Annotated in this window: 17 protein-coding genes and 1 riboswitch; of the genes, 7 read left to right on the forward strand and 10 right to left on the reverse strand. The window is 69.7% G+C overall.

Annotated elements, in window-relative coordinates; all coding sequences use genetic code 11:
• Positions 1 to 345 precede the first annotated feature (345 nt).
• On the reverse strand, positions 346 to 1608 hold the full coding sequence (locus FHW73_RS05970) for a multidrug effflux MFS transporter (protein WP_183425986.1): 1263 nt from the start codon (positions 1606 to 1608) through the stop codon (positions 346 to 348).
• A gap of 217 nt (positions 1609 to 1825) precedes the next feature.
• Here FHW73_RS05970 and FHW73_RS05975 point away from each other — a divergent pair, with 217 nt between their 5' ends.
• Positions 1826 to 2617 (forward strand): OBAP family protein, encoded by a 792-nt coding sequence (locus FHW73_RS05975; protein WP_183425790.1) that lies wholly within the window; start codon positions 1826 to 1828, stop codon positions 2615 to 2617.
• Here the strand turns inward: FHW73_RS05975 and FHW73_RS05980 are convergent.
• Positions 2614 to 2943 (reverse strand): hypothetical protein, encoded by a 330-nt coding sequence (locus FHW73_RS05980; protein ID WP_183425791.1) that lies wholly within the window; start codon positions 2941 to 2943, stop codon positions 2614 to 2616. The two genes, FHW73_RS05975 and FHW73_RS05980, sit on opposite strands and share 4 nt — an antisense overlap.
• A 189-nt stretch (positions 2944 to 3132) precedes the next feature.
• A riboswitch (glycine riboswitch) is annotated at positions 3133 to 3228 on the forward strand.
• A gap of 93 nt (positions 3229 to 3321) precedes the next feature.
• Between FHW73_RS05980 and gcvP the strand changes: the two genes are divergently transcribed.
• Positions 3322 to 6252 carry an aminomethyl-transferring glycine dehydrogenase gene (gcvP, locus tag FHW73_RS05985; protein ID WP_345776150.1) on the forward strand — a complete coding sequence of 977 codons (2931 nt, stop codon included), beginning with the start codon at positions 3322 to 3324 and terminating at the stop codon, positions 6250 to 6252.
• Between the two features lie 110 nt (positions 6253 to 6362).
• Here the strand turns inward: gcvP and FHW73_RS05990 are convergent, their stop codons facing one another.
• From FHW73_RS05990 to FHW73_RS06020, 7 genes are all read right to left on the reverse strand, one after another.
• Positions 6363 to 6629, reverse strand: coding sequence for a hypothetical protein (locus FHW73_RS05990; RefSeq protein ID WP_183425793.1), 267 nt, complete (start codon positions 6627 to 6629; stop codon positions 6363 to 6365).
• Positions 6619 to 7344, reverse strand: a complete 726-nt coding sequence (locus FHW73_RS05995; RefSeq protein ID WP_183425794.1) for a glycosyltransferase — start codon at positions 7342 to 7344, stop codon at positions 6619 to 6621. Before FHW73_RS05995 ends, FHW73_RS05990 begins: the two co-directional genes overlap by 11 nt.
• Positions 7341 to 7946, reverse strand: a complete 606-nt coding sequence (locus FHW73_RS06000) for a class I SAM-dependent methyltransferase (RefSeq protein ID WP_183425795.1) — start codon at positions 7944 to 7946, stop codon at positions 7341 to 7343. The genes FHW73_RS05995 and FHW73_RS06000 overlap by 4 nt, the downstream gene beginning before the upstream one ends.
• Positions 7943 to 8716 (reverse strand): PIG-L family deacetylase, encoded by a 774-nt coding sequence (locus tag FHW73_RS06005; RefSeq protein WP_255492710.1) that lies wholly within the window; start codon positions 8714 to 8716, stop codon positions 7943 to 7945. The genes FHW73_RS06000 and FHW73_RS06005 overlap by 4 nt, the downstream gene beginning before the upstream one ends.
• Positions 8704 to 9705 carry an acyl-CoA dehydrogenase gene (locus tag FHW73_RS06010; RefSeq protein ID WP_183425988.1) on the reverse strand — a complete coding sequence of 334 codons (1002 nt, stop codon included), beginning with the start codon at positions 9703 to 9705 and terminating at the stop codon, positions 8704 to 8706. The genes FHW73_RS06005 and FHW73_RS06010 overlap by 13 nt, the downstream gene beginning before the upstream one ends.
• A gap of 116 nt (positions 9706 to 9821) precedes the next feature.
• Positions 9822 to 12215, reverse strand: coding sequence for a catalase (locus FHW73_RS06015; protein WP_183425796.1), 2394 nt, complete (start codon positions 12213 to 12215; stop codon positions 9822 to 9824).
• A gap of 144 nt (positions 12216 to 12359) precedes the next feature.
• Complete coding sequence (locus tag FHW73_RS06020; protein WP_183425797.1) at positions 12360 to 15209, reverse strand: EAL domain-containing protein; 2850 nt, start codon at positions 15207 to 15209, stop codon at positions 12360 to 12362.
• 316 nt (positions 15210 to 15525) lie between these two features.
• On the opposite strand from FHW73_RS06020, the gene FHW73_RS06025 reads away from it, so the two are divergent.
• The gene (locus tag FHW73_RS06025; protein WP_183425798.1) at positions 15526 to 15789 is read left to right on the forward strand and encodes a hypothetical protein; all 264 of its coding nucleotides are present in this window, start codon (positions 15526 to 15528) and stop codon (positions 15787 to 15789) included.
• Positions 15790 to 15928: 139 nt separating this feature from the next.
• Here FHW73_RS06025 and FHW73_RS06030 read toward each other — a convergent pair whose 3' ends face one another.
• The gene (locus tag FHW73_RS06030) at positions 15929 to 16429 is read right to left on the reverse strand and encodes a DNA-binding protein (protein WP_183425799.1); all 501 of its coding nucleotides are present in this window, start codon (positions 16427 to 16429) and stop codon (positions 15929 to 15931) included.
• A gap of 171 nt (positions 16430 to 16600) precedes the next feature.
• Between FHW73_RS06030 and pyrH the strand changes: the two genes are divergently transcribed.
• The 4 genes from pyrH (at position 16601) to FHW73_RS06050 (ending at position 19688) form a co-directional block, all read left to right on the forward strand.
• The gene (gene pyrH / locus FHW73_RS06035) at positions 16601 to 17326 is read left to right on the forward strand and encodes a UMP kinase (RefSeq protein WP_183425800.1); all 726 of its coding nucleotides are present in this window, start codon (positions 16601 to 16603) and stop codon (positions 17324 to 17326) included.
• Positions 17327 to 17415: 89 nt separating this feature from the next.
• Positions 17416 to 17973, forward strand: coding sequence for a ribosome recycling factor (gene frr, locus FHW73_RS06040; RefSeq protein WP_183425801.1), 558 nt, complete (start codon positions 17416 to 17418; stop codon positions 17971 to 17973).
• Positions 17974 to 18114: 141 nt separating this feature from the next.
• Positions 18115 to 18852: a polyprenyl diphosphate synthase gene (gene uppS, locus FHW73_RS06045; protein WP_345776151.1), complete on the forward strand. Its 738-nt coding sequence runs from the start codon at positions 18115 to 18117 to the stop codon at positions 18850 to 18852.
• The gene (locus FHW73_RS06050) at positions 18849 to 19688 is read left to right on the forward strand and encodes a phosphatidate cytidylyltransferase (RefSeq protein WP_183425803.1); all 840 of its coding nucleotides are present in this window, start codon (positions 18849 to 18851) and stop codon (positions 19686 to 19688) included. The genes uppS and FHW73_RS06050 overlap by 4 nt, the downstream gene beginning before the upstream one ends.
• Positions 19689 to 19697 lie beyond the last annotated feature (9 nt).

Consider the following 19697-nt stretch of genomic DNA (forward strand, 5'->3'; position numbering starts at 1 on the left):
ATCCATGGCCCGCTATCGCAATCCCCGACCAGCACGACGCCCTAAGGCCGAAAGCATATGACTTCTTTCAGCGGGCGACTCCCCATCTACCGAAGTCGGGTTGCAAACGTCCACGGCAGCGGACTGACGGCGGGTGACCGCGTCGAGCGCGCCAGGGAGGGCGCGCGCCCGACCAAGACAGAATGAACATGAATGTCGTGCACGGCTTGCCGCATATCCATGCGAACGCTACGTGCGCTGCGCATCCCGGACTGCGCAGCAGCCTGACCGAGGGGCGAGCAGCTTCCGGCTGACAGACGGCTTCCTGGCCGAAGTGGAACGCCCATCCCGCAGTCGGAGGGGCCGCTACAACGGGTCGGTCGGCGCCATCGGCGCGGCCTCGCGCGCGGAACCTGGGGGCGGTGCGCCACGCGCCAGCTCGGCGCGCCAGAACAGCCAGCCCAGCAGCATGAAGCCGGCCGAAGTGATGGCCAGCGCGCGTGGATGCGGGCTGACCAACGGCGAGAGCACGCCCGCGGCAACCGCGTTGAGGACCAGGCCGACGAAGGCCTGCAGCGACGATGCCGAGCCGCGCTGCCGCGGATACATGTCCAGCACGGCGAGCGTGAGGATCGGGAACACCAGCGCGATGCCGAACGAGTTGAGCATCATCGGCAGCACCGCCCACGGCACGGCCGGCTGATCGACCAGCAGGTTGTAGCCGAGATTGGCGACCATCGCCACGCCGCTGCAGGCAAAACCGATGTTCGCCAATCGCGGCCCGCTGATCCGCCCCGCCGCCCGCCCCGACACCCAGGCGCCGAGCATCATGCCGGTGATCATCGGGATGAAGAACCAGCCGAACTGGCGCTCGTTGAGGCGCAGCACATCGATGACGAACACCGGCGTCGAGGCGATGTACAGAAACAGCGCCGAAAAATTGAACGCGCCGGCCGCGGCGATGCGCTGGAACCGGCGGTTGGCGGCGATCGCCGCATAGCCGCGCAACAACCGCGCCGGCGCCAGCGAGATCCGGGCCTCGACCGGATGGGTCTCCGGCAGTCGGCGCCAACACACCGCCAGCAGCACCAGCGAGAACGCCACCAGGAACCAGAAGATCAGCGGCCAGCGGCCCCAGCCCAGCAGCCAGCCACCGATCACCGGCGCGATCGCCGGCGCGATGCCGAAGATCATCGACACCTGGCTCATCAGCCGCTGCGCATCGTCGCCATGCAGCACGTCGCGGATCACCGCACGCCCGACGATCAGGCCCACGCCCGCCGACAGCCCCTGCAACGCACGGAACGTCAGCAATGCGCCGAGACTGGTCGACAGCGCGCAGCCGATCGAGGCAACGACAAACACTGCAAGCCCGCCCAGGATCACCCGCCGACGCCCGAGCGCGTCCGACAGCGGCCCATGCACGACACTCATCAGCGCATAGGCGACCAGATACACCGAGATGGTCTGCTGCATCGCCGCCGCATCCGCGCCCAGGTCCGCACCGATCGCCGGAAACGCCGGGAAGATGGTGTCGATCGAGAACGGGCCGAACATCGCCAGCCCGGCAAGCAGCAGGGTCAACAGGCGGATCGGGACCTGGGGCGACGGCGATGGCGTCACGGCCATCGCCGGACGCTCCGGCATGGGCAAGCGCGCATAGGAGGACGGTCACAAGAGCGGCCGCGCAGCATAGCAACGCATCCGTGACTGACGCGCCGGACGCAGCGTTCCCTGCATGCCGATGCCTACCCTGCCCACGTACCACGCGCCCGTTGCACGGGCCCACGAGGATGGCCGCATGCTGTCCACCGCCCGTGCACGCCCGGCGCGCCACGGTGGTGCCATGTCTTCTCCGTCTCGCGCCTTCGCCCCGCTGGCCCTCGCCGCCGGACTCACTGCCTGCACTGGCAACACCCCCACCGAACCGGCGGTCGCCCCGCCCGGCGCGACCCCGACCGCCGCCACGCGCACGCTCGAAGCCGGCGCACGGGCCCTGCAAGGCACCGCGCCGCTGCGCGACATGGACATCCATATCGTCGGCTTCCACCCGATGAAGGACGACCCGTCGATGCAGATGGAGGCCCACCACTACTGCCGTCAGGTCAACGAGGATTTCGCGCAGTGCGCCCTGTTCGACGGCGACACCGTCCAGGCCAACCTCACCGGCATCGAGTACATCGTCTCCGAACGGGTGTTCGCGCAGTTGCCTGAGGACGAGCGGGCGTACTGGCATCCGCACAACGGCGAGATCCTGTCCGGCCAGTTGCTTGCCCCTGGCCTGCCGGAAGTCGCCGAGCGCGCACTCATGCGCCAGAAGATCAACAGCTACGGCAAGACCTGGCACACCTGGCATTCGCGCCACGGCACCGAGCCCGGCGATGCGCTGCCGCTCGGACCCGCCGCGCTGGCCTGGTCATTCAGCCGCGACGGCGAGGTCGATCCGGCCCTGCTGGCCGACCGCGACCGGCGGACCGGCATCGACAGCGCCCAGCGGCGCCAGGCGCGCGAGGACCTACGTGCCCTCGCCCACCCGCAGGCCGGGGTCGATACCCTGCAGCACCATTTCCCCGACGCCACCCCGATTCCGGGGGTCCGAGACATCGCCGCGGACCCCGCCGAGCGGGCGCAGCGCTAGAGCCGCTCGACCGCGCTGGCCCGGATCAGGACCTCGTCCTGGTCGAAGCGCGTCTCCAACGTGGCGCGGTAGGCCGCCCACCAGGCGCGGTCGAGCCGGTCGGTCATGACCTCGACCAACACCACCTCGTCGCGCTGCACCTCACCGCCCGGGTCTTCCCAGGCGCCGGCGGCCGGCGCGCGCACGAAGGCGGTGGCGCCGCCAAAGCGTGCGGTCAGCTCATCGCGAACCGCATCCAGCATCGCGCGCGGCCATGGCTGGCCATCGGCGCCGCACAACGGCAGGAAGAGCTGGACGAGCGTGCACGGCGGCGGGGCTGCGGGCATGGTCGAACATCGAGCGGCAGGAAGGGCGCGAGCATCGCCGCGGGGTCATGCAGCCGGCGTTACGATCCGCCCGGCCGGGCGCATGACCACGGTATAATCGGCGCGCTGCAACCAACCGGTGGGAGAAGCGGGTCCGCCCCGCTGCCGAAGGCGCAACGCCCGTAATCGCTCAGGCCCACGTACTGCCGGCGGGAAAACTCTGGAGAGACCGGTTCGATCCGGCGCCGAAGGTGCATGGGGACGCGTCACCCCCGAACTCTCAGGCAAAAGGACAGAGGGGCACGAGGAAGGCCGGCGCCTTCCGTCGCCGCATGCCGTTCCGGGCGCGGCGCGGTAGCCGTCGGCCCGCCGCCCCTGCCGCCCTACCGGATGCCCGCCATGACCGCATCGCCCCTGCGCGACCTCGAACACCCCTCGGCCTTCGTCGAGCGCCACATTGGCCCGAACGATGCCGAGATCGCCCACATGCTCGAGGTCGTGGGCCATGCGTCGCTTGACGCGATGACCGACGCCATCGTCCCGGGCAGCATCAAGTCGGCTGCCGAGCTGGCGCTGCCGACCGCGACGACCGAGGTCGAGGCGCTGGCGAAGATCCGCGCCATCGCCAAGAAGAACACCGTGCTGCGCAGCGTCATTGGCCAGGGCTACTACGGCACCCACACGCCGAACGTGATCCTGCGCAACATCCTCGAGAACCCGGCCTGGTACACCGCCTACACCCCGTACCAGGCAGAGATCTCGCAGGGCCGCATGGAAGCCTTGATCAACTTCCAGACCATGGTCGCCGACCTGACCGGCATGGATATCGCCAACGCCTCGCTGCTCGACGAGGCGACCGCCGCGGCCGAGGCGATGACATTGGCCAAGCGCTCGGCCAAGTCGAAGTCGAACGTGTTCTACGTCGCCGACGACGTGCATCCGCAGACGCTCGACGTGCTGCGCACGCGCGCCGCGGGCTTGGACATCGAGCTCGAGGTCGGCCCCGCCGACGCCGCCGCCCAGTCCGCCAGCTACGGCGTGCTGCTGCAGTACCCCAACACCTTCGGTCGCATCGACGACCACCGCGCAGTCGCCGACGCGGTGCACGCACGCGGCGGCATCGTCGCGGTCGCGGCCGACCTGCTGGCGTTGACGCTGATCGAGGCGCCCGGCGCCTGGGGCGCGGACATCGTCGTCGGCAGCGCGCAGCGCTTTGGTGTGCCGTTCGGCTTCGGCGGCCCGCACGCCGGCTATATGGCCTGCCGTGACGCGTACAAGCGCTCGATGCCCGGTCGCCTGATCGGCGTGTCGGTCGATGCCGCTGGCAACCCCGCCTACCGGCTGACGCTGCAGACCCGCGAGCAGCACATCCGCCGCGAGAAGGCGACCTCCAACATCTGCACCGCGCAGGTGCTGCTGGCGGTCATGGCCTCGATGTACGCCGTCTACCACGGCCCGGAAGGGCTGACCCGCATCGCCCGCCGCACCCACCGCCTGACCGCGATCCTGGCCGCCGCGCTGCGCCAGGCCGGGGTCGCGGTCGGCGACGCGTTCTTCGACACGCTGCACGTGACCGGCGTCGACGCCGACGCGCTGCACGCCAAGGCACGTGCGGCCGGCTTCAACCTGCGCGCGATCGACGCCGCGTCGGTCGGCATCAGCCTCGACGAGACCACGACCCGCGACGACGTCGTGGCGCTGGCCGCGGTGTTCGATGCGCAGGCCGACATCGACGCGCTCGACGCCGCGACGGCCGACGCACTGCCGCAGGCGCTGCGCCGCAACTCGGGCTTCCTGCAGCACCCGGTGTTCAACACCCACCACAGCGAACACGAGCTGCTGCGCTACATGCGCACGCTGGCCGACCGCGACCTGGCGATGGACCGCACGATGATCCCGCTGGGCTCGTGCACGATGAAGCTCAACGCCACCGCCGAGATGATCCCGGTCACCTGGCAGGAGTTCGCCAACATCCATCCGCTGGCGCCAGCCGACCAGACCGCCGGCTACACCGAGCTGATCGACGGCCTGGAAGCGATGCTGGTGGAGATCACCGGCTACGACGCGGTCAGTTTCCAGCCCAACTCCGGCGCGCAGGGCGAATTCGCCGGCCTGTTGGCGATCCGCGCTTACCAGCGCGCGCAGGGCCAGGGCCATCGCGACATCTGCCTGATTCCCGAATCGGCGCACGGCACCAATCCAGCGTCGGCGCAGATGGTCGGCATGACCGTGGTGGTGACCCGTTGCGACAAGGACGGCAACGTCGACGTCGACGACATCCGCGCCAAGGCCGAGAAGTATTCCGACCGTCTGGCCGCGATCATGATCACCTACCCGTCCACGCATGGCGTGTTCGAGGAAGACGTGGTCGCGATCTGCGACATCGTCCACCAGCACGGCGGCCAGGTGTACACCGACGGCGCCAACATGAACGCCCTCGTGGGGCTGGCCAAGCCCGGCAAGTGGGGCTCGGACGTCAGCCACCTCAACCTGCACAAGACCTTCTGCATCCCGCACGGCGGCGGCGGGCCGGGCGTGGGCCCGTGCGCGGTGAAGTCGCATCTCGCGCCCTACCTGCCCGCAGCCACCCCGCTTCCCCCGCTCGCGGGGGAAGGTGCCCGCAGGGCGGATGGGGGCGATGGCGCCACGGGCACGGTCGGCATGGTCTCGGCCGCCACGCACGGCTCGGCCTCGATCCTGCCGATCAGCTGGATGTACATCGCGATGATGGGCGCCGACGGCCTGCGCCGCGCCACCCAGGTCGCACTGCTCAACGCCAACTACGTCGCCAAGCGCCTGGCGCCGCATTTCCCCACGCTCTACACCGGCCGCAACGGCCTGGTCGCCCACGAGTGCATCCTCGACCTGCGTCCGCTCAAGGACGCGACCGGCATCAGCGCCGAGGACGTGGCCAAGCGCCTGATCGACTTCGGCTTCCATGCGCCGACGCTCAGCTTCCCGGTCTCGGGCACACTGATGGTCGAGCCGACCGAGAGCGAATCGCTGCACGAGCTCGATCGGTTCATCGACGCGATGGTCCAGATCCGCGGCGAGATCCAAGCGATCGAGGACGGCCGCCTGGACCGCGAAGACAACCCGCTCAAGCACGCGCCGCACACCGCGATGCAGGTCACCGCCAGCGAATGGACGCATGCCTATCCGCGCGAGTTGGCCGCATTCCCGCTCGCAAGCCTGCGCCAGACGAAGTACTGGCCGCCGGTCGCACGCGTGGACAACGTGCATGGCGACAAGAACGTGTTCTGCAGCTGCATCCCGATCGGCGCGGCCGAAGATGCGCCCGAAGCGTTCAGCGAGCCCGACGTCGCCTGAGTGTGGCCCTGTTGTAGAGACGCGATCCCGGGCGAGATGCCCGGGATCGTCGTTTTGCCGAACCGAAGACCACCATCCCACCCGCGATCTGGCCGCGGAACATGACCTGGCTAGCCGGCCGCGCGCCGTCGTTTGCGCCAGGTCACGATCTGGCCGACGATCGCGGTGATCAGGATGCAGACGTTGGTGACGATGAACACCCAGTCGCCGACCAACGCGCTGTAGGTGACGAAGCCGGTCGAGGCGGCGATCTGGCCGAGGAACAACCATTTCGATACGCCGCGCGCACTGTCGTCGCGCACCTGCGTGGCGATCTGCCGTGCCAGCGTGGCCAGCAGGATCACCGAGGCCACCCAGCCGATCAGTTCAGGACCCATGCGCCACCGGGACCGGATCGACCGGGCGCAGTTCGCCGCTGCCGAAGGCTGCGACCGACTGGACGCGCGCCTCGAGCGCCCGCAGGTAGTCGCCAAATCCCTGCCGCGCGCGCGGGCTGCGACGTGCGCTGGTGAGCACGAGCGGCGCCGCGCGGCGCGCGATCCGGGCACCGCAGGCCACCAGGGCGTCGACCAGCGCCACGTCCTCGTGCGCGGCCATGGGCGGAAATCCGCCGCAGCGCAAGTAGGCCTCGGCCGTCAGCCCGAGATTCGCGCCATGCACATGCAGATGGCCGTCGCGCCGCGGGTGCCCGTGATCGTGCGCATCACGAACGTCGCGTGCGTAATCGAGCCAGTCGTCGACGGCGACCATGCCGCAGAACGCATCGCCGCCGCAGGCCAGTTGGCCCGACAGCCAGTCAGGCGGCACCACCGAGTCGGCGTCGGTACTCGCCAGCCAGCGCGCACCGGCCGCGATCGCTGCGCGCATGCCGGCGTCGCGGGCGCTGCCGACATTGCCACCGCAGACCACAAGCCCGGTCGCACCGTGCGCGGCGGCGATATCCGCACTGCGGTCGCTGCAGCGATCCAGCGCCACCACCACGTGAACCGTTTCGCCGGCCAGCCGCGGATCGGCAGCGGCCGCGCGCACCGAGGCCAGGCATCGGCCGAGCAAGGCTTCCTCGTTGTGGGCCGGCACGACGACGCCGATCATCGCAAGGCCTCGCGTTGCGCGACCGAATGCGGCGAGACCGGCCAGCCTTCGAGCAGCAGATCGGTATCCTCGTAGCGGAACGCCGGCGCGCCGAGCGCCTGCGCGATCGCGGCGTGGACCTGGCGGCCGTGCTGCGGCGCCTCGTCGAAGGGGTGCAGCCAGTGACAGGCGACGAAGACCCCCGCCTCCCGCAGGCTCGCCGGCAACCGGGTCAGCAACGTGTCGAGCGCATCGGGTGCGAGGTAATAGCCGACCTCGCTGAGCACGATCAGATCGAACGTGTCCTTCGGCCACTGTTGTGGATGGCGCATGGCCTCGACGTGCACGCCGGCGCAGGCGGCGGTGCGCGCGCGCGCCAGCTCGACCGCGCGTGGATCGAGATCGGTCGCGAGCACGCTGCGGCAACGCTCTGCGAGCGCGGCGGTGAGTTCGCCGTTGGAGCAGCCGATCTCCCAACCGGCGTCGTAGGTCTCCGCCGGCAGGCTGGCCAGCAACAGCGCACGTTTGCGCGCCTCGTACCAGCGGTGCCGATAGCCGAACGGATCGTCGTCCGCATACAGCGCATGGAAGTAGTCGGGCGAAGTGGAGACGACAGCATTCATGGCAGCAGGACCTCGAAGTCGCGCGAGAAACGCGCGATCACATGCGGCGGCAGGATCGGCGTGGCATGCGCGCCGGCGCGCTGCGAGACGAAGCAGTCCAGGGCGCGGCCTTTCGTGGCAACGGCCTGCGCAGACAGTTGGACGGCGTAGGCATCGGCGAACGGCGGCGACGACGCGGCCGGATCCAGCCAGTGCCAGCCCCAGACGGGAAACTCCTGCAGCGACGCCCCGATCCGGCCTACGGCGTCGGCGGTCGCACGCGCCGTCGCCTCGTGGTCGGGATGTCCGTCGTGCCGCCAAGTGGTCAGTACCCGGTCGCCCACGCGCAGTTCACCCGCAATCCGCGCGACCAGGGCCGATTCGCCAGCGCCGACCCGGCCGTCGCCCAGATCCAGTGTCGCGACCGTCGCCGGCACCTCGCCGCTCAATGCATCCAGCGCCGCCCGAAGCTCGGCGCGCCGCACGGCCCGCGTGTGCGCTGGCGGCCAGTGAGGATCGTCCGCGTAACAGGCCTCCCCGTCGGTCACCGAGACCACGTGCACCGGCAGTCCGCGCACCCCGGCCTCGGCCATCAGGCCGCCGCAGCCAAGCACCTCGTCGTCGGGATGCGGCGACACCACGACCAAGCGCGCAACGCCGTCCAACCAGGCGTCGGCAGTCATGCGCGGCAGCGCCTGCAGCCAGGCCGACGCGCGCCAGGCGCCCTCGTGCTGGCCGTCGCCGATGATGGTCGGCGGCGCAGGGCCCCGTCCCTCGGCTACAGCGTCCAAGCCGCCTCCTGTCGTGACACCGCCTCGCCCAGCGCCGTCCAATCGCGCTCGGCATGGCTCTGCCGGATGAACGTGGTGAGGTCCGCGCAGCGTCGCGCGTGGTCGAGATCCTCGCACAAGGGGCCCGGTCCCAGCGCGCGGCCGACGCGGTCCACGACCTCGGTCGCCACGCGCTCGAGCAGCGAGCGCACCCGGATCACCGCCGCGGTGTGCGGCGCGGCGGGCGCGGTGTCGATCAACATCGCGGTCTCGCGCAGCATCGCGGCCGCGGCCGACAAGGCGATGTCGATCGCGCCCAGATGCGCGGCCGCATGCGCATCGGTGGCGATGCGCGGATGGGTCCGCAGTCGTTCCGCAATCGCGGCGGCCGCGCCGAACCAGCACGCGGCGATGCCCGCACCGCCATGCCAGAAGCCCGGCCGCGCCAGATAGGCGCCAGGCGCGCCCACCCGGGTCGCGCGCGCACCGTCGAAGGCCACGCGCCCACTATGGACGCGCCCCATGCCGATCGCATGCCAGCCGCCGCGCAGGCGCTCGACACCGGGCTGACGCAAGGCGACGCGCACGAGTACGCGCGCATCGCCTTCGTGCGCGGTGACCAGCGCGGCGTCAACCAGGTCGGCGCCCGAGCACCAGGCCTTGATCCCATCCAGGCGTCCCTCGGCGCCGTCCTGCGCGACGAACTGCACGCGCGCATCCGGAGGCTCGGCGGCCCACACCGCGAACAGCTGATCCACTGGTGGCGGTTCGGCATCGAGCTCGGCGAGAACCGCCAATGCGTCGTAATGCGCCTCCATCACCTTGACCACGCACAGATCGTCGGCGGCGATCCCGGCCAATGCGCGCCAGCGTTCGAGCGTGGCACCGCCCCCAGGAAGCGGCAATGCAGGCCGCTGCGCCAGACAGGCGCGGGCATCGGCCTGCAGCGGCGTCGTGGCGGCCGAGATGCGGCCGCGCCCGGACGCGGCGGACGACGACGACGGGGACATGGCGGACAGAGACATGGTGTCGGTTCAGGTCAAAGCGAGGAAATGCGCGACGATGCCGCGCGGCCCGCCGCCACGACGCCGGCGGACCGTTGTCACAGCGGCGCAGGACGCAGACTTCAGATCAACGGCGGATCGCGTTCACGATCGAAGTTGCGATGCTGCGCCAGCGCCTTGACGAACCGCCCGATCGACGCCTTGCCGGCATCGCCGGCCACGATCAACGCAGGGTCCTCGCCATCGAGCGGAATGCCGGCCGCCTCGAGCAGGTCGGCACCATTGCCGAAGGCCAGGATCGCCTTGCAATGGCGGAACTGATCGCTGACGAACTCCACCGCGCGCCCATCGCGGGTCAGTTGCCGGACGCCCTCGCCACCCGGGATCGCGACGCCGTCGAACAACACCGATGGTTCGTTCTCCAGCGACGCGTCGGCATCGAGGCTGGCACCGTCGGCGGCAGTGAACGCGCCCACGCGCGGGCCGACCAACCGACCGACCGCGCCTTCGGCCAGCAAGGTCTTCTGCAGCGCGGCGACCTGGTCGGCATCGCTGCCCTCATTGATCAGGATCGCGATCTTGCGCGTGCGGATGCCCGCCCCGCCCGGACGCGCCAGCATCGACAGTGCCGGCGATACCTCGACCTCGGGCGCCGGCGGATCAGGCAACACGCGCGGCATCGGCTCGGGCAACGGCATGCCCAGGCCGGCAGCGACCCGTTCGGCGAGATCATCGGAGACATTGCGCAGCATCGACACCACCCGCTCGCGGATCGCCGGCACGGTCACCTTCGACAGTTCGAATCGGAACGCGGCGACGATGTGCGCCTGCTCGACCTTGGTCTGGCTGTTGTAGAACAAGGTCGCCTGGTTGAAATGCTCGGCGAACCGCTCGGGCTTGCCGCGCACCTCGTCCTGCTCGACGGGCTCTGGAAACGGCACGAAACCGGCCTTGCCGGCCTGGAACGGGCAGCCGCCGCCGAGCGAGTTGGGCTCGTAGGCGACCTTGCCGCGATGGATCGCCTGCCGGTGCATGCCGTCGCGCTGGTTGTTGTGGACCGGCGCGATCGGCGCATTGATCGGCAACTCGTGGAAGTTCGGACCGCCGAGCCGCGAGATCTGGGTGTCGACGTAGGAGTGGATGCGGCCGGCGAGCAGCGGATCGTTGGTGAAGTCGATGCCCGGGATCACATGCGCGGTGCAGAACGCCACCTGCTCGGTCTCGGCGAAGAAATTGTCTGGGTTGCGGTTGAGCACCAGACGGCCCAGCGGAGTCAGCGGCACTAGTTCCTCGGGCACCAGCTTAGTCGCGTCGAGCACGTCGAACGAGAAGCGCTCGGCATCGTCTTCGGAGAACACCTGCACGGCCAGTTCCCACTCCGGATACTCGCCTGCCTCGATCGCGTCCCACAGGTCGCGGCGATGGAAGTCGGGATCGCAACCGGAGGTCTTGACCGCCTCGTCCCACAGTTGCGCGTGGGTGCCAAGCACTGGCGTCCAGTGGAACTTCACGAACGACGACACGCCCTCGGCGGTCACGAAGCGGAAGGTGTGCACGCCGAAGCCCTGCATCATGCGGTAGCTGCGCGGGATCGCCCGGTCGGACATCTGCCACAGCAGCATGTGCGTGGACTCGGGCATCAGCGAGACGAAATCCCAGTAGGTGTCGTGCGCGGACGCCGCCTGCGGCATCGCATGGTGCGGCTCGGGCTTGACCGCGTGCACCAGGTCGGGGAACTTCATCGCGTCCTGGATGAAGAACACCGGGATATTGTTGCCGACCAGGTCCCAGTTGCCTTCGTCGGTATAGAACTTCACCGCGAACCCGCGCACATCGCGCGCGGTGTCCTTCGAGCCCCGCTCGCCGGCCACGGTCGAAAAGCGCACGAACACCGGCGTGATCTTGCCCGCTTCCTGGAACGGCGCCGCGCAGGTCAGCGACGGTACCGCGTCGTAGCATTCGAAATAGCCATGCGCGCCCGAGCCGCGCGCGTGCACGATGCGCTCGGGAATGCGCTCGTGGTCGAAGTGGGTGATCTTTTCGCGGAGGATGAAGTCCTTCAGCAGCGCCGGGCCGCGCAGGCCCGCCTTGAGCGAGTCCTGGTTATTGGCGACGGGCACGCCCTGGTTGGTCGTGAGCCGCCGGCCGGTGGCGTCGACGCGAACGCGGTCGAGCGATTCGACGGTGGGATTGACGCCGGGCGCCGGGCGCGTGCCGACCTTCGCCGACGCATTGGATTCGCCCAGGGTGCTGGCGGTCGGCAGATCCGACGGCGGCGTCGCCTGCTGTCCGACCGGGGGCGTGGTCGCGTGGTCGCGGCCGTACTCGGACGCCTTGTTCTCGTTATGGACGAACTGCGCAGCGAGGACCTCGGTGTCGGCGGCTTGCTCGGCCTGGAGATCGCCGGTACCCGGTGCGGGCGCCTTGGACGCCGCGCTGTCGGACGCGCGCGCCGCTGACACCTGTTGCGCAGCCTTTGCTGCGGGCCGCTTCGTGGATTTGGTGGACTTGGCCATCTGGGTGCTGCTCCTGGACGCCGGGGATCGAATCTCCGCACGCTAGAGCGACCGATGTGCGGGCGCCGTGCACATGCCGCGGTGCACCACGACCGACCACGCCAGTTGTGCGTACCCGCGGCGCCGGCCCGGCGACCCTCCGGGTCACTGCGCCCGGGCGAGCAGCGCGAGCGCGGCCTCCAGCGGCTGCGGCCGTCCGAAGTGGTAGCCCTGCGCCTGATCGCAGCCGTGGGCCGTCAGCCAGTCGCGCTGCGCCGCGTCCTCCACCCCCTCTGCGATGACCGACAGGCCCAGACCGTGGCCCAGATCGATCAGCGCCCGGCAGATGGCGGCGCTGCGCACGTCGTCGACGACGTCACGAACGAAGGCGCGGTCGATCTTCAGCGAATCGAGCGGCAGCTCGCGCAGGTAAGCCATGCTGGAAAAGCCGGTGCCGAAATCGTCGATCGACAGGCAGACCCCCTCGTCGCGCAACCGGCCCATCTGCGCGCGGACCGCGTCGGGATCGCGCAGCAGCACGCTCTCGGTCAGTTCGAGGTGCAGCGCACCCCGGCGCAGCGCCTGTGTCTGGCGCAGGGCACGGATCGCATCGATCGGCAATCCGGCTTCGAACTGCACCGCCGACACATTCACCGCGATCGCCACATCCGATCCGGCATCCGACAGCCGCCGGCTCGCGCGCGCCGCCTCCTCGATCACCCACGCGCCGATCGGCACGATCAGACCCGATTCCTCGCACAACGGCACAAACTGCGCCGGCGGCACGAAGCTGCCATCGTCCTGACGCCAGCGCAGCAATGCCTCGAACGCCACCACCGCACCGTCGCGCAAGCGATGGATCGGTTGATAGAACAGTTCGAACTGGCGCTGGTCGAAGGCCTTGCGCAGGCGCCGCACCAGCGCCAGACGCTCGGCCGCCTGCGCGGCCATGGCGTCGTCGTAGCGCACAACCGCGATGCGCTCGCGCCGGGCCTGCAGCGCTGCAAGCGCGGCGTGCGCGATGACGTGCTCGGCGCCGCCGTCCTCGCACGGCCCGTCGGCCAGCCCGATCCAGGCCTCGAGCGGGAACATGCCGCCGTCGGCTTCCACCGGCGATTGGCTGGCTGCCATCAGATCCTCGACCAGCGCCGGCAGGTCCGCAGGATCGAAGGCGGCAATGGCAAAGGTCTCGGGCGGTGCGTGGCCGCCAAGCCCATAGCGCTCGGCGATCCGCACAAAACGGGCGGCCGCTTCGCGCAGCACCGCCTCGCCGGTCCGACGTCCCAGGGTGGGCGCGATCAGCTCCAGGTCGCGCAGTTGCACATAGGCAACCGCGAACCCGGTGCAGGGGCGTACCGCGCACTGCGCATCGAGCTGCTCGGCCAGCGAGGTGAGTGTCAACATGCCCGTCGCCTGGTCGTGACTGGCGCGCCAGGCAAGCTCGCGCTCGTAGGTCAACCGCGCGCCGATATCCTCGGCCAGCACCAGCCGCGCGCCGCCGCCGTCGATCTCGATGTCGCGGGCGTGGACACGGGCGTCGATCCGGCGTCCGTCCTGGGTGACCAGCGTCCAGGTCCGCTCGCTGCTGCCCTCGCCGTGACGCAGGATCACGTCGGTACCGGCATCGCGATCCTCGGGCGCGAGCAGGTCGGTGACCCGCATGCCGACGAACGTCTCGTGGCTGTAGCCATACACCTCAATCGCCGCCTCGTTGACCGCGAGCACGTCCAGCGTGCGCACGTCGTAGAGCCAGGCCGGCAGCGGATTGCGCTCGAACAGCTGGCGGAACTGCATCTCCGCACGTTCGATCCGCATTTGCGCATCACGCCGCTCGGTGATGTCGATCACCGTCCCGGTCATCACCTCGCGACCGCCGTCGGACACGGTCGCCCCGCTGCCCTTGAGCCAGCGGATGCGCCCGTCGGGCAGCACGACCCGATACTCCTGCTCGTAGGGCTCGCGCCTGCGGCGCAGATCGCTGAACTGCTCGAAGCTCCGCGCACGGTCGTCGGGATGCATGCGCGCGAAGAATGCGTCGAGGGCAATGGTGCCGCCTTCGGGCACCAGGCCGAACAACGCCGCCATCTCATCGGTGACGCGCACCCGGTCGTCGCCGGCCTCGAGCCGCCACACACCGATCTGCGAGGCCAACTGCGCCTGGCGCAACCAGCGGGTCTGGGTCTCGATCTCGGCCAGCAGACCGGCCTGGGCGCGTTCGTTGGCGCGCAACCGGGCCAACACCGCGGCCAGTGCAATCCAATACGCCGCCACCAGCGCCAAGGCCGTCCCGACGTAGACGCGCCAGGGCGCCAGCACCTCGCGCACGCTCAGCCCGCCACTGACCACGAGCGGGTAGTCGCTGGTCCGGCTGAACCCCATCGCCCGTTCGATTCGGTCGAGTTGGCTGACCCGCAGGACGTTGAAGCGTGCACCACGCAACGCAGCCGGGACGGGCAGTTCGACCTGACGGCCGACCTGGGACGGCCCACGGCCGAAACGCGACACCACGCGGCCATCATGGGTATAGATCGCGATGCTGCCGAAGCGGCCGACATCGAAGCCTTCGGTCATCGCGTCGAATTCCCGAGTCAGCAGCGTGGCGACCAACCAACGACCGTGGCCATCGGGAAACGCCAGCGGCAGTTCCCAGCCGGCATCGCCGCGCTGCAGCGCGCCCACGCGAAGCGCCGTCGCCCCGGACGTCGCCGTCCTCCAGACCGGTGACTCGGGCGCATCGGGCCCTGCCGACAGCGCGCGCCCCTGGGGGTCGTAGAGCACGATCGAGGCGAGTTCGGCGTGGCGGGCGACGACCCCGGCAATCGCCTCCTGTACAAGCGCTGGCACCGGTTCGTCGTCGATTTCGGCCGCGATCCCGCCCAGGGCGCGCTCGATATTGCGCAGTTCCAGATGCAGCAAGCGGTCCACGCCGGTCGCCATCGTCAGGCTCTGGCGGTCGGCGGCCTGCATGCGCGTCTGCCGGTCGAGCAGCAACAGCACGATCAGACCAACACTCATGGCCACCCCGAGGGCAATCCCGATCGCACGTACGGTCGCCGCCGATCTGCCGCGCCCGCCTTCCCCCCCCATGGCCTGCTCCCTCGGCATCCTGGCTCCCCTGGCCTGGCCACGCGCTGTGCGGCATCCGACGGCAGTGACCATCACTGTGCCGCAGCCATTGACAATACTGAAGATGGACACAGGCGCAGCGTGCGCTGTGTCACGCTCTTCGATACACAAAGCTACGCCCTGCGACACCCGCGGACAAGCGATTCACACCTTGCTCGCATGCCGGCTGGCCACCATGGCAGCCCCGCCTTTGAGGAGCGCTGCCATGTCGCGCAAACCCGATGCCGGCTCGGATGCCCATCCCGACCAGCCACAGCAGGCCGACAATGTCGCGGTCAATGATCGGATCGCCGCCCGCGGCGCCGATTACGCGCACGACAACAACCCATCGGCCGAGGGCAACGACCCTGCGCTGACCACCGGCCCGACATTCGTCCGCCGGGTCAAGGCCGACGGCACTGTCGAAGCAGCATCGCCGGACGCCGACCGACAAGCCTCCGATAGCGACAGCGACGCGACGCCCGACTGAGCGGGCCCTTGCGCGGCCGTGCGATGCCACGCATCGCGCGGCCCGTCGCGTCCGGAACGAACGAGCACCCGCGCCGCGCCGCGACGCTGATCTCGACGCCGGGCCGACCGGCCGCCTGACATGCGCGGTCGTCTCCCCTTCAGTCCTGCTTGCGGGTGCGTGCGGCCTTCTTGGCGGCCGCCTTGCGACCGGCGGCCCCCTTGGTCTTGGCCGCCTTCTTCGCTGCCGCAGAGCGGTCGGCTGCGGTGCGCTTGGTCGCTGCCTTCTTGGCCTGGGCCGAGAGCGCTTTCTTGCCAGCGACCTTCTTGGCCGGCGTCTTCTTGCTTGCGGTCTTGAGGGCCTGCTTGGCGCCGCGCGAGCGGGCCGCGGAAGGCTTCTTGGTGGTGCCAGCCTTCTCCGAGTCCTGGGCGGCCTTCTTCTTGGTCGCCTTGGATGCGGTTTTGCCCGGTTTGGCATCGACACCCGCACGCCGCGCCTTCGACAGGCCGATCGCGATCGCCTGCTTGGTGGACTTGGCGCCATGCTTGCCCTCGCGGACGTGCTCGATCTCCTCGCGCACGAACTCGCCGGCCTGGGTGCTGGCGGACTTGCCCTCGCGCTTGGCTTTCGCGGCACGGGCGGTCGTCTTCTTCTCCGGCATGGCACGCTCTCTTCGATGGACAAGGGCTGCGATTAGCAAGCCGTCGATCAAGGGCATGCGAACACCCCCCGCTGTTTCGCTCCGCCCTGCGCGAAAAATGCGACACGCCAGGGAAGCGCGAATGGCGTCGATCTTCTAGAATTCATGCGCCCCCAATCTCCGGAGTTCGCCATGACCTCACCGCTCGCCTATCGCCGCGTCCTGCTCAAGCTGTCCGGCGAGGCGTTGATGGGGGACGAGGACTACGGCATCGATCCGAAGGTGATCGGCCGGCTGGCCGAAGAGGTCATCGAGGCGCAGAAGGCCGGTGCCGAACTCGGCCTGGTCATCGGGGGCGGCAATATTTTCCGCGGCGCCGGACTGGCCGCCGGCGGTATGGACCGGGTGACCGGCGACCAGATGGGCATGCTGGCCACGGTCATCAATGCGCTGGCGATGCAGGATGCGCTGGAAAAGCGCGGCGCGCGCGTACGGGTGATGAGCGCGATCAAGATCAACGACGTCTGCGAGGACTACATCCGCCGTCGCGCGATCCGCCACCTGGAAAAGGGCCGGATCGGCATCTTCGCCGCCGGCGTCGGCACGCCGTTCTTCACCACCGACTCGGGGGCTGCGCTGCGTGCGATCGAGATCGGCGCCGACCTGCTGCTCAAGGCGACCAAGGTCGACGGTGTCTACGACGCCGACCCCAAGAAGGTGCCCGGCGCCAAACGCTACGACCGCCTGACCTACGACGAGGTGCTGGGTCAGGGCCTGGAGGTCATGGACACCGCGGCCTTTGCGCTGGCCCGCGATTCCGACCTGCCGCTGCGCATCTTCGACATGGGTCAGCCCGGCGTGCTGCTGCGGATCCTGCGTGGCGAGCCGATCGGCACGCTGGTCCAGGGACGCGGCTGAACCTGCCGGCCGACACGGGGCACCCGCCGCCCCGCGCCCGTCCCGGCCGCTTATAATCCCCCGATTCAGCACACGGACCGGGGGCGCGCATGCTCAACGACATCAAGAAAGACACCCAGACCCGCATGGCCAAGAGCGTCGAGGCCCTGCGCCACGCCCTGGTCAAGGTCCGCACCGGCCGCGCCTCGACTGCCCTGGTCGACCACCTGAAGGTCAACTACTACGGTTCGGACATGCCGCTGACGCAGGTCGCCAGCGTCACCGTGACCGATGCCCGCTCGCTGACGATCACCCCCTGGGAAAAGCAGATGGTGGGCGCGGTGGAGAAGGCGATCCTGGGCTCCGATCTTGGCCTGACCCCGAACACCGCCGGCACCACGATCCGCCTCAATATCCCGGCGCTGACCGAAGAACGTCGCCGCGACCTGACCAAGGTCGTCCATGGCGAGGGCGAGGACGCCAAGGTCGCGATCCGTAACATCCGCCGCGATGCCAACCAGCAGGTCAAGGAACTGCTGAAGGAAAAGCTCGTCTCCGAGGATGACGTGCGCCGCAGCGAGGACGAGATCCAGAAGATCACCGACAAGGCGATCAAGGACGTCGACGACGTGGTCAAGGCCAAGGAACAGGAACTGATGGCGGTCTGAGGGCCGGTGATGGGTGACCCGCCCGTCGTGATTGGTCAAAAGCCAGAACCAGAGCCAGAGGCCATTCCCTTGTCCGACCCCTCGATTCCGCAGGATTCCGCCGTTCCCCATCGCCCATCTTCCCTCCCCCACCCCGGCGATGTGCCGCGGCATATCGCTGTCATCATGGACGGCAACGGCCGCTGGGCGGCCCGCCGACGGCGGCCGCGGGCGATCGGTCACCGCGCCGGCGCGCGGACGGTCAACCTGTGCATCGACTTCTGCCTGGCGCGCGGCGTCGAGGCGTTGACCCTGTTCGCGTTCTCCAGCGAGAACTGGGGGCGGCCCGAGGACGAGGTCGGGGCGCTGATGAAGCTGTTCCTCGGCGCGCTCGATCGCGAGGTCGGCGAGTTGCACCGCCGTGGCGTGCGGCTGCGCTTCATCGGCGAGCGCGCGCGCTTTGGCGAGGCGCTGGGCGCGCGCATGGCCGCAGCCGAAGCGCAGACCGCCGGCAATACCCGGCTCTCGCTCAATGTCGCGGCCAGCTACGGCGGCCGGCAGGACATCGCGATGGCGGCGCGTGCATTGGCCCAGGACGTGGCCGCGGGCCGTCTGCGCCCCGAAGACATCGACGAGGCGGCGGTCGGCGCGCGGGTCGCCCTGGCCGATCTGCCGGCGCCGGACCTGTTCATCCGCACCGGTGGCGACCTGCGCATCAGCAATTTCCTGCTATGGCAACTGGCCTATACCGAGCTGTGGTTCACGCCGACCCTGTGGCCCGAACTGGGCGTGGCGGAACTCGAGCAGGCCCTGGCCGCCTACGGGGCGCGCGAGCGCCGATTCGGCCTCACCGGCGAGCAGATCGCCGCGATCGCGCCACCCAAGGAGAGCATCGAATGACAAGCACGCGCATTCTCGCCGCGCTGCTGATGGCCCCGACCGCCATCGCCGCCGTGCTGCTGCTCAACACCCCGTGGATGGCGGCGGTCTCGGCCATCGTGTTTCTCGCCGCGCTGTGGGAATGGCTGCGGCTGGCGGGTGTCGACGACACCCTCGCGCGCACCGCGCTGCTGCTGCTCAACCTGCTGTTGATGGTGGCCATCGTCTGGGGATCGGCGACCGGCGGCGGTTCGCTGGTGCTGCTCAAGATGCTGGCCATGGTCGGCGTGCTCTGGTGGCTGGCGGCGGCGCTGTGGCTGCGTCGCTACGAGTTCGCCGCCGCCCCCGATGCCCGCGGGCGGATCCTCAAGCTGGCCGCCGGCACACTGGCGGTGATTCCAGCCTGGGCGGCGCTGTGCGTGATCCACGCCAACGAGGGCGGCGAACACGGCAATCGCTGGCTGTTGCTGGCGCTGGCGATCGTCTGGGCCACCGACACCGGCGCCTACTTCGCCGGCCGCCGCTTCGGGCGCCGCAAGCTGGCGCCGCGGATCAGCCCCAACAAGACGGTCGAAGGCCTCGCCGGCGGCATCGTCGCGGGCCTTGTCGTCGCACTGGCCTTCGCGCCGCTGGCCGGCGCGCAGCTCGCCCAGTTGCCGCTGGTGGCCGCGGTCGCAGTGCTGACGGTGCTGGCCTCTGTGGTTGGCGACCTGTTCGAGAGCCTGCTCAAGCGCCAGGCCGGCGCCAAGGACTCGGGCACGTTGATCCCTGGCCACGGCGGCGTACTCGACCGGATCGACAGCGTGCTCGCCGCGTTGCCGGTGTTCGCGTTCGGGCAGATCTGGCTCGGCTTCTGAACACGATGA

Source organism: Luteimonas sp. RC10 (genome assembly GCF_014192745.1).
Classification (GTDB): Bacteria; Pseudomonadota; Gammaproteobacteria; order Xanthomonadales; family Xanthomonadaceae; genus Luteimonas.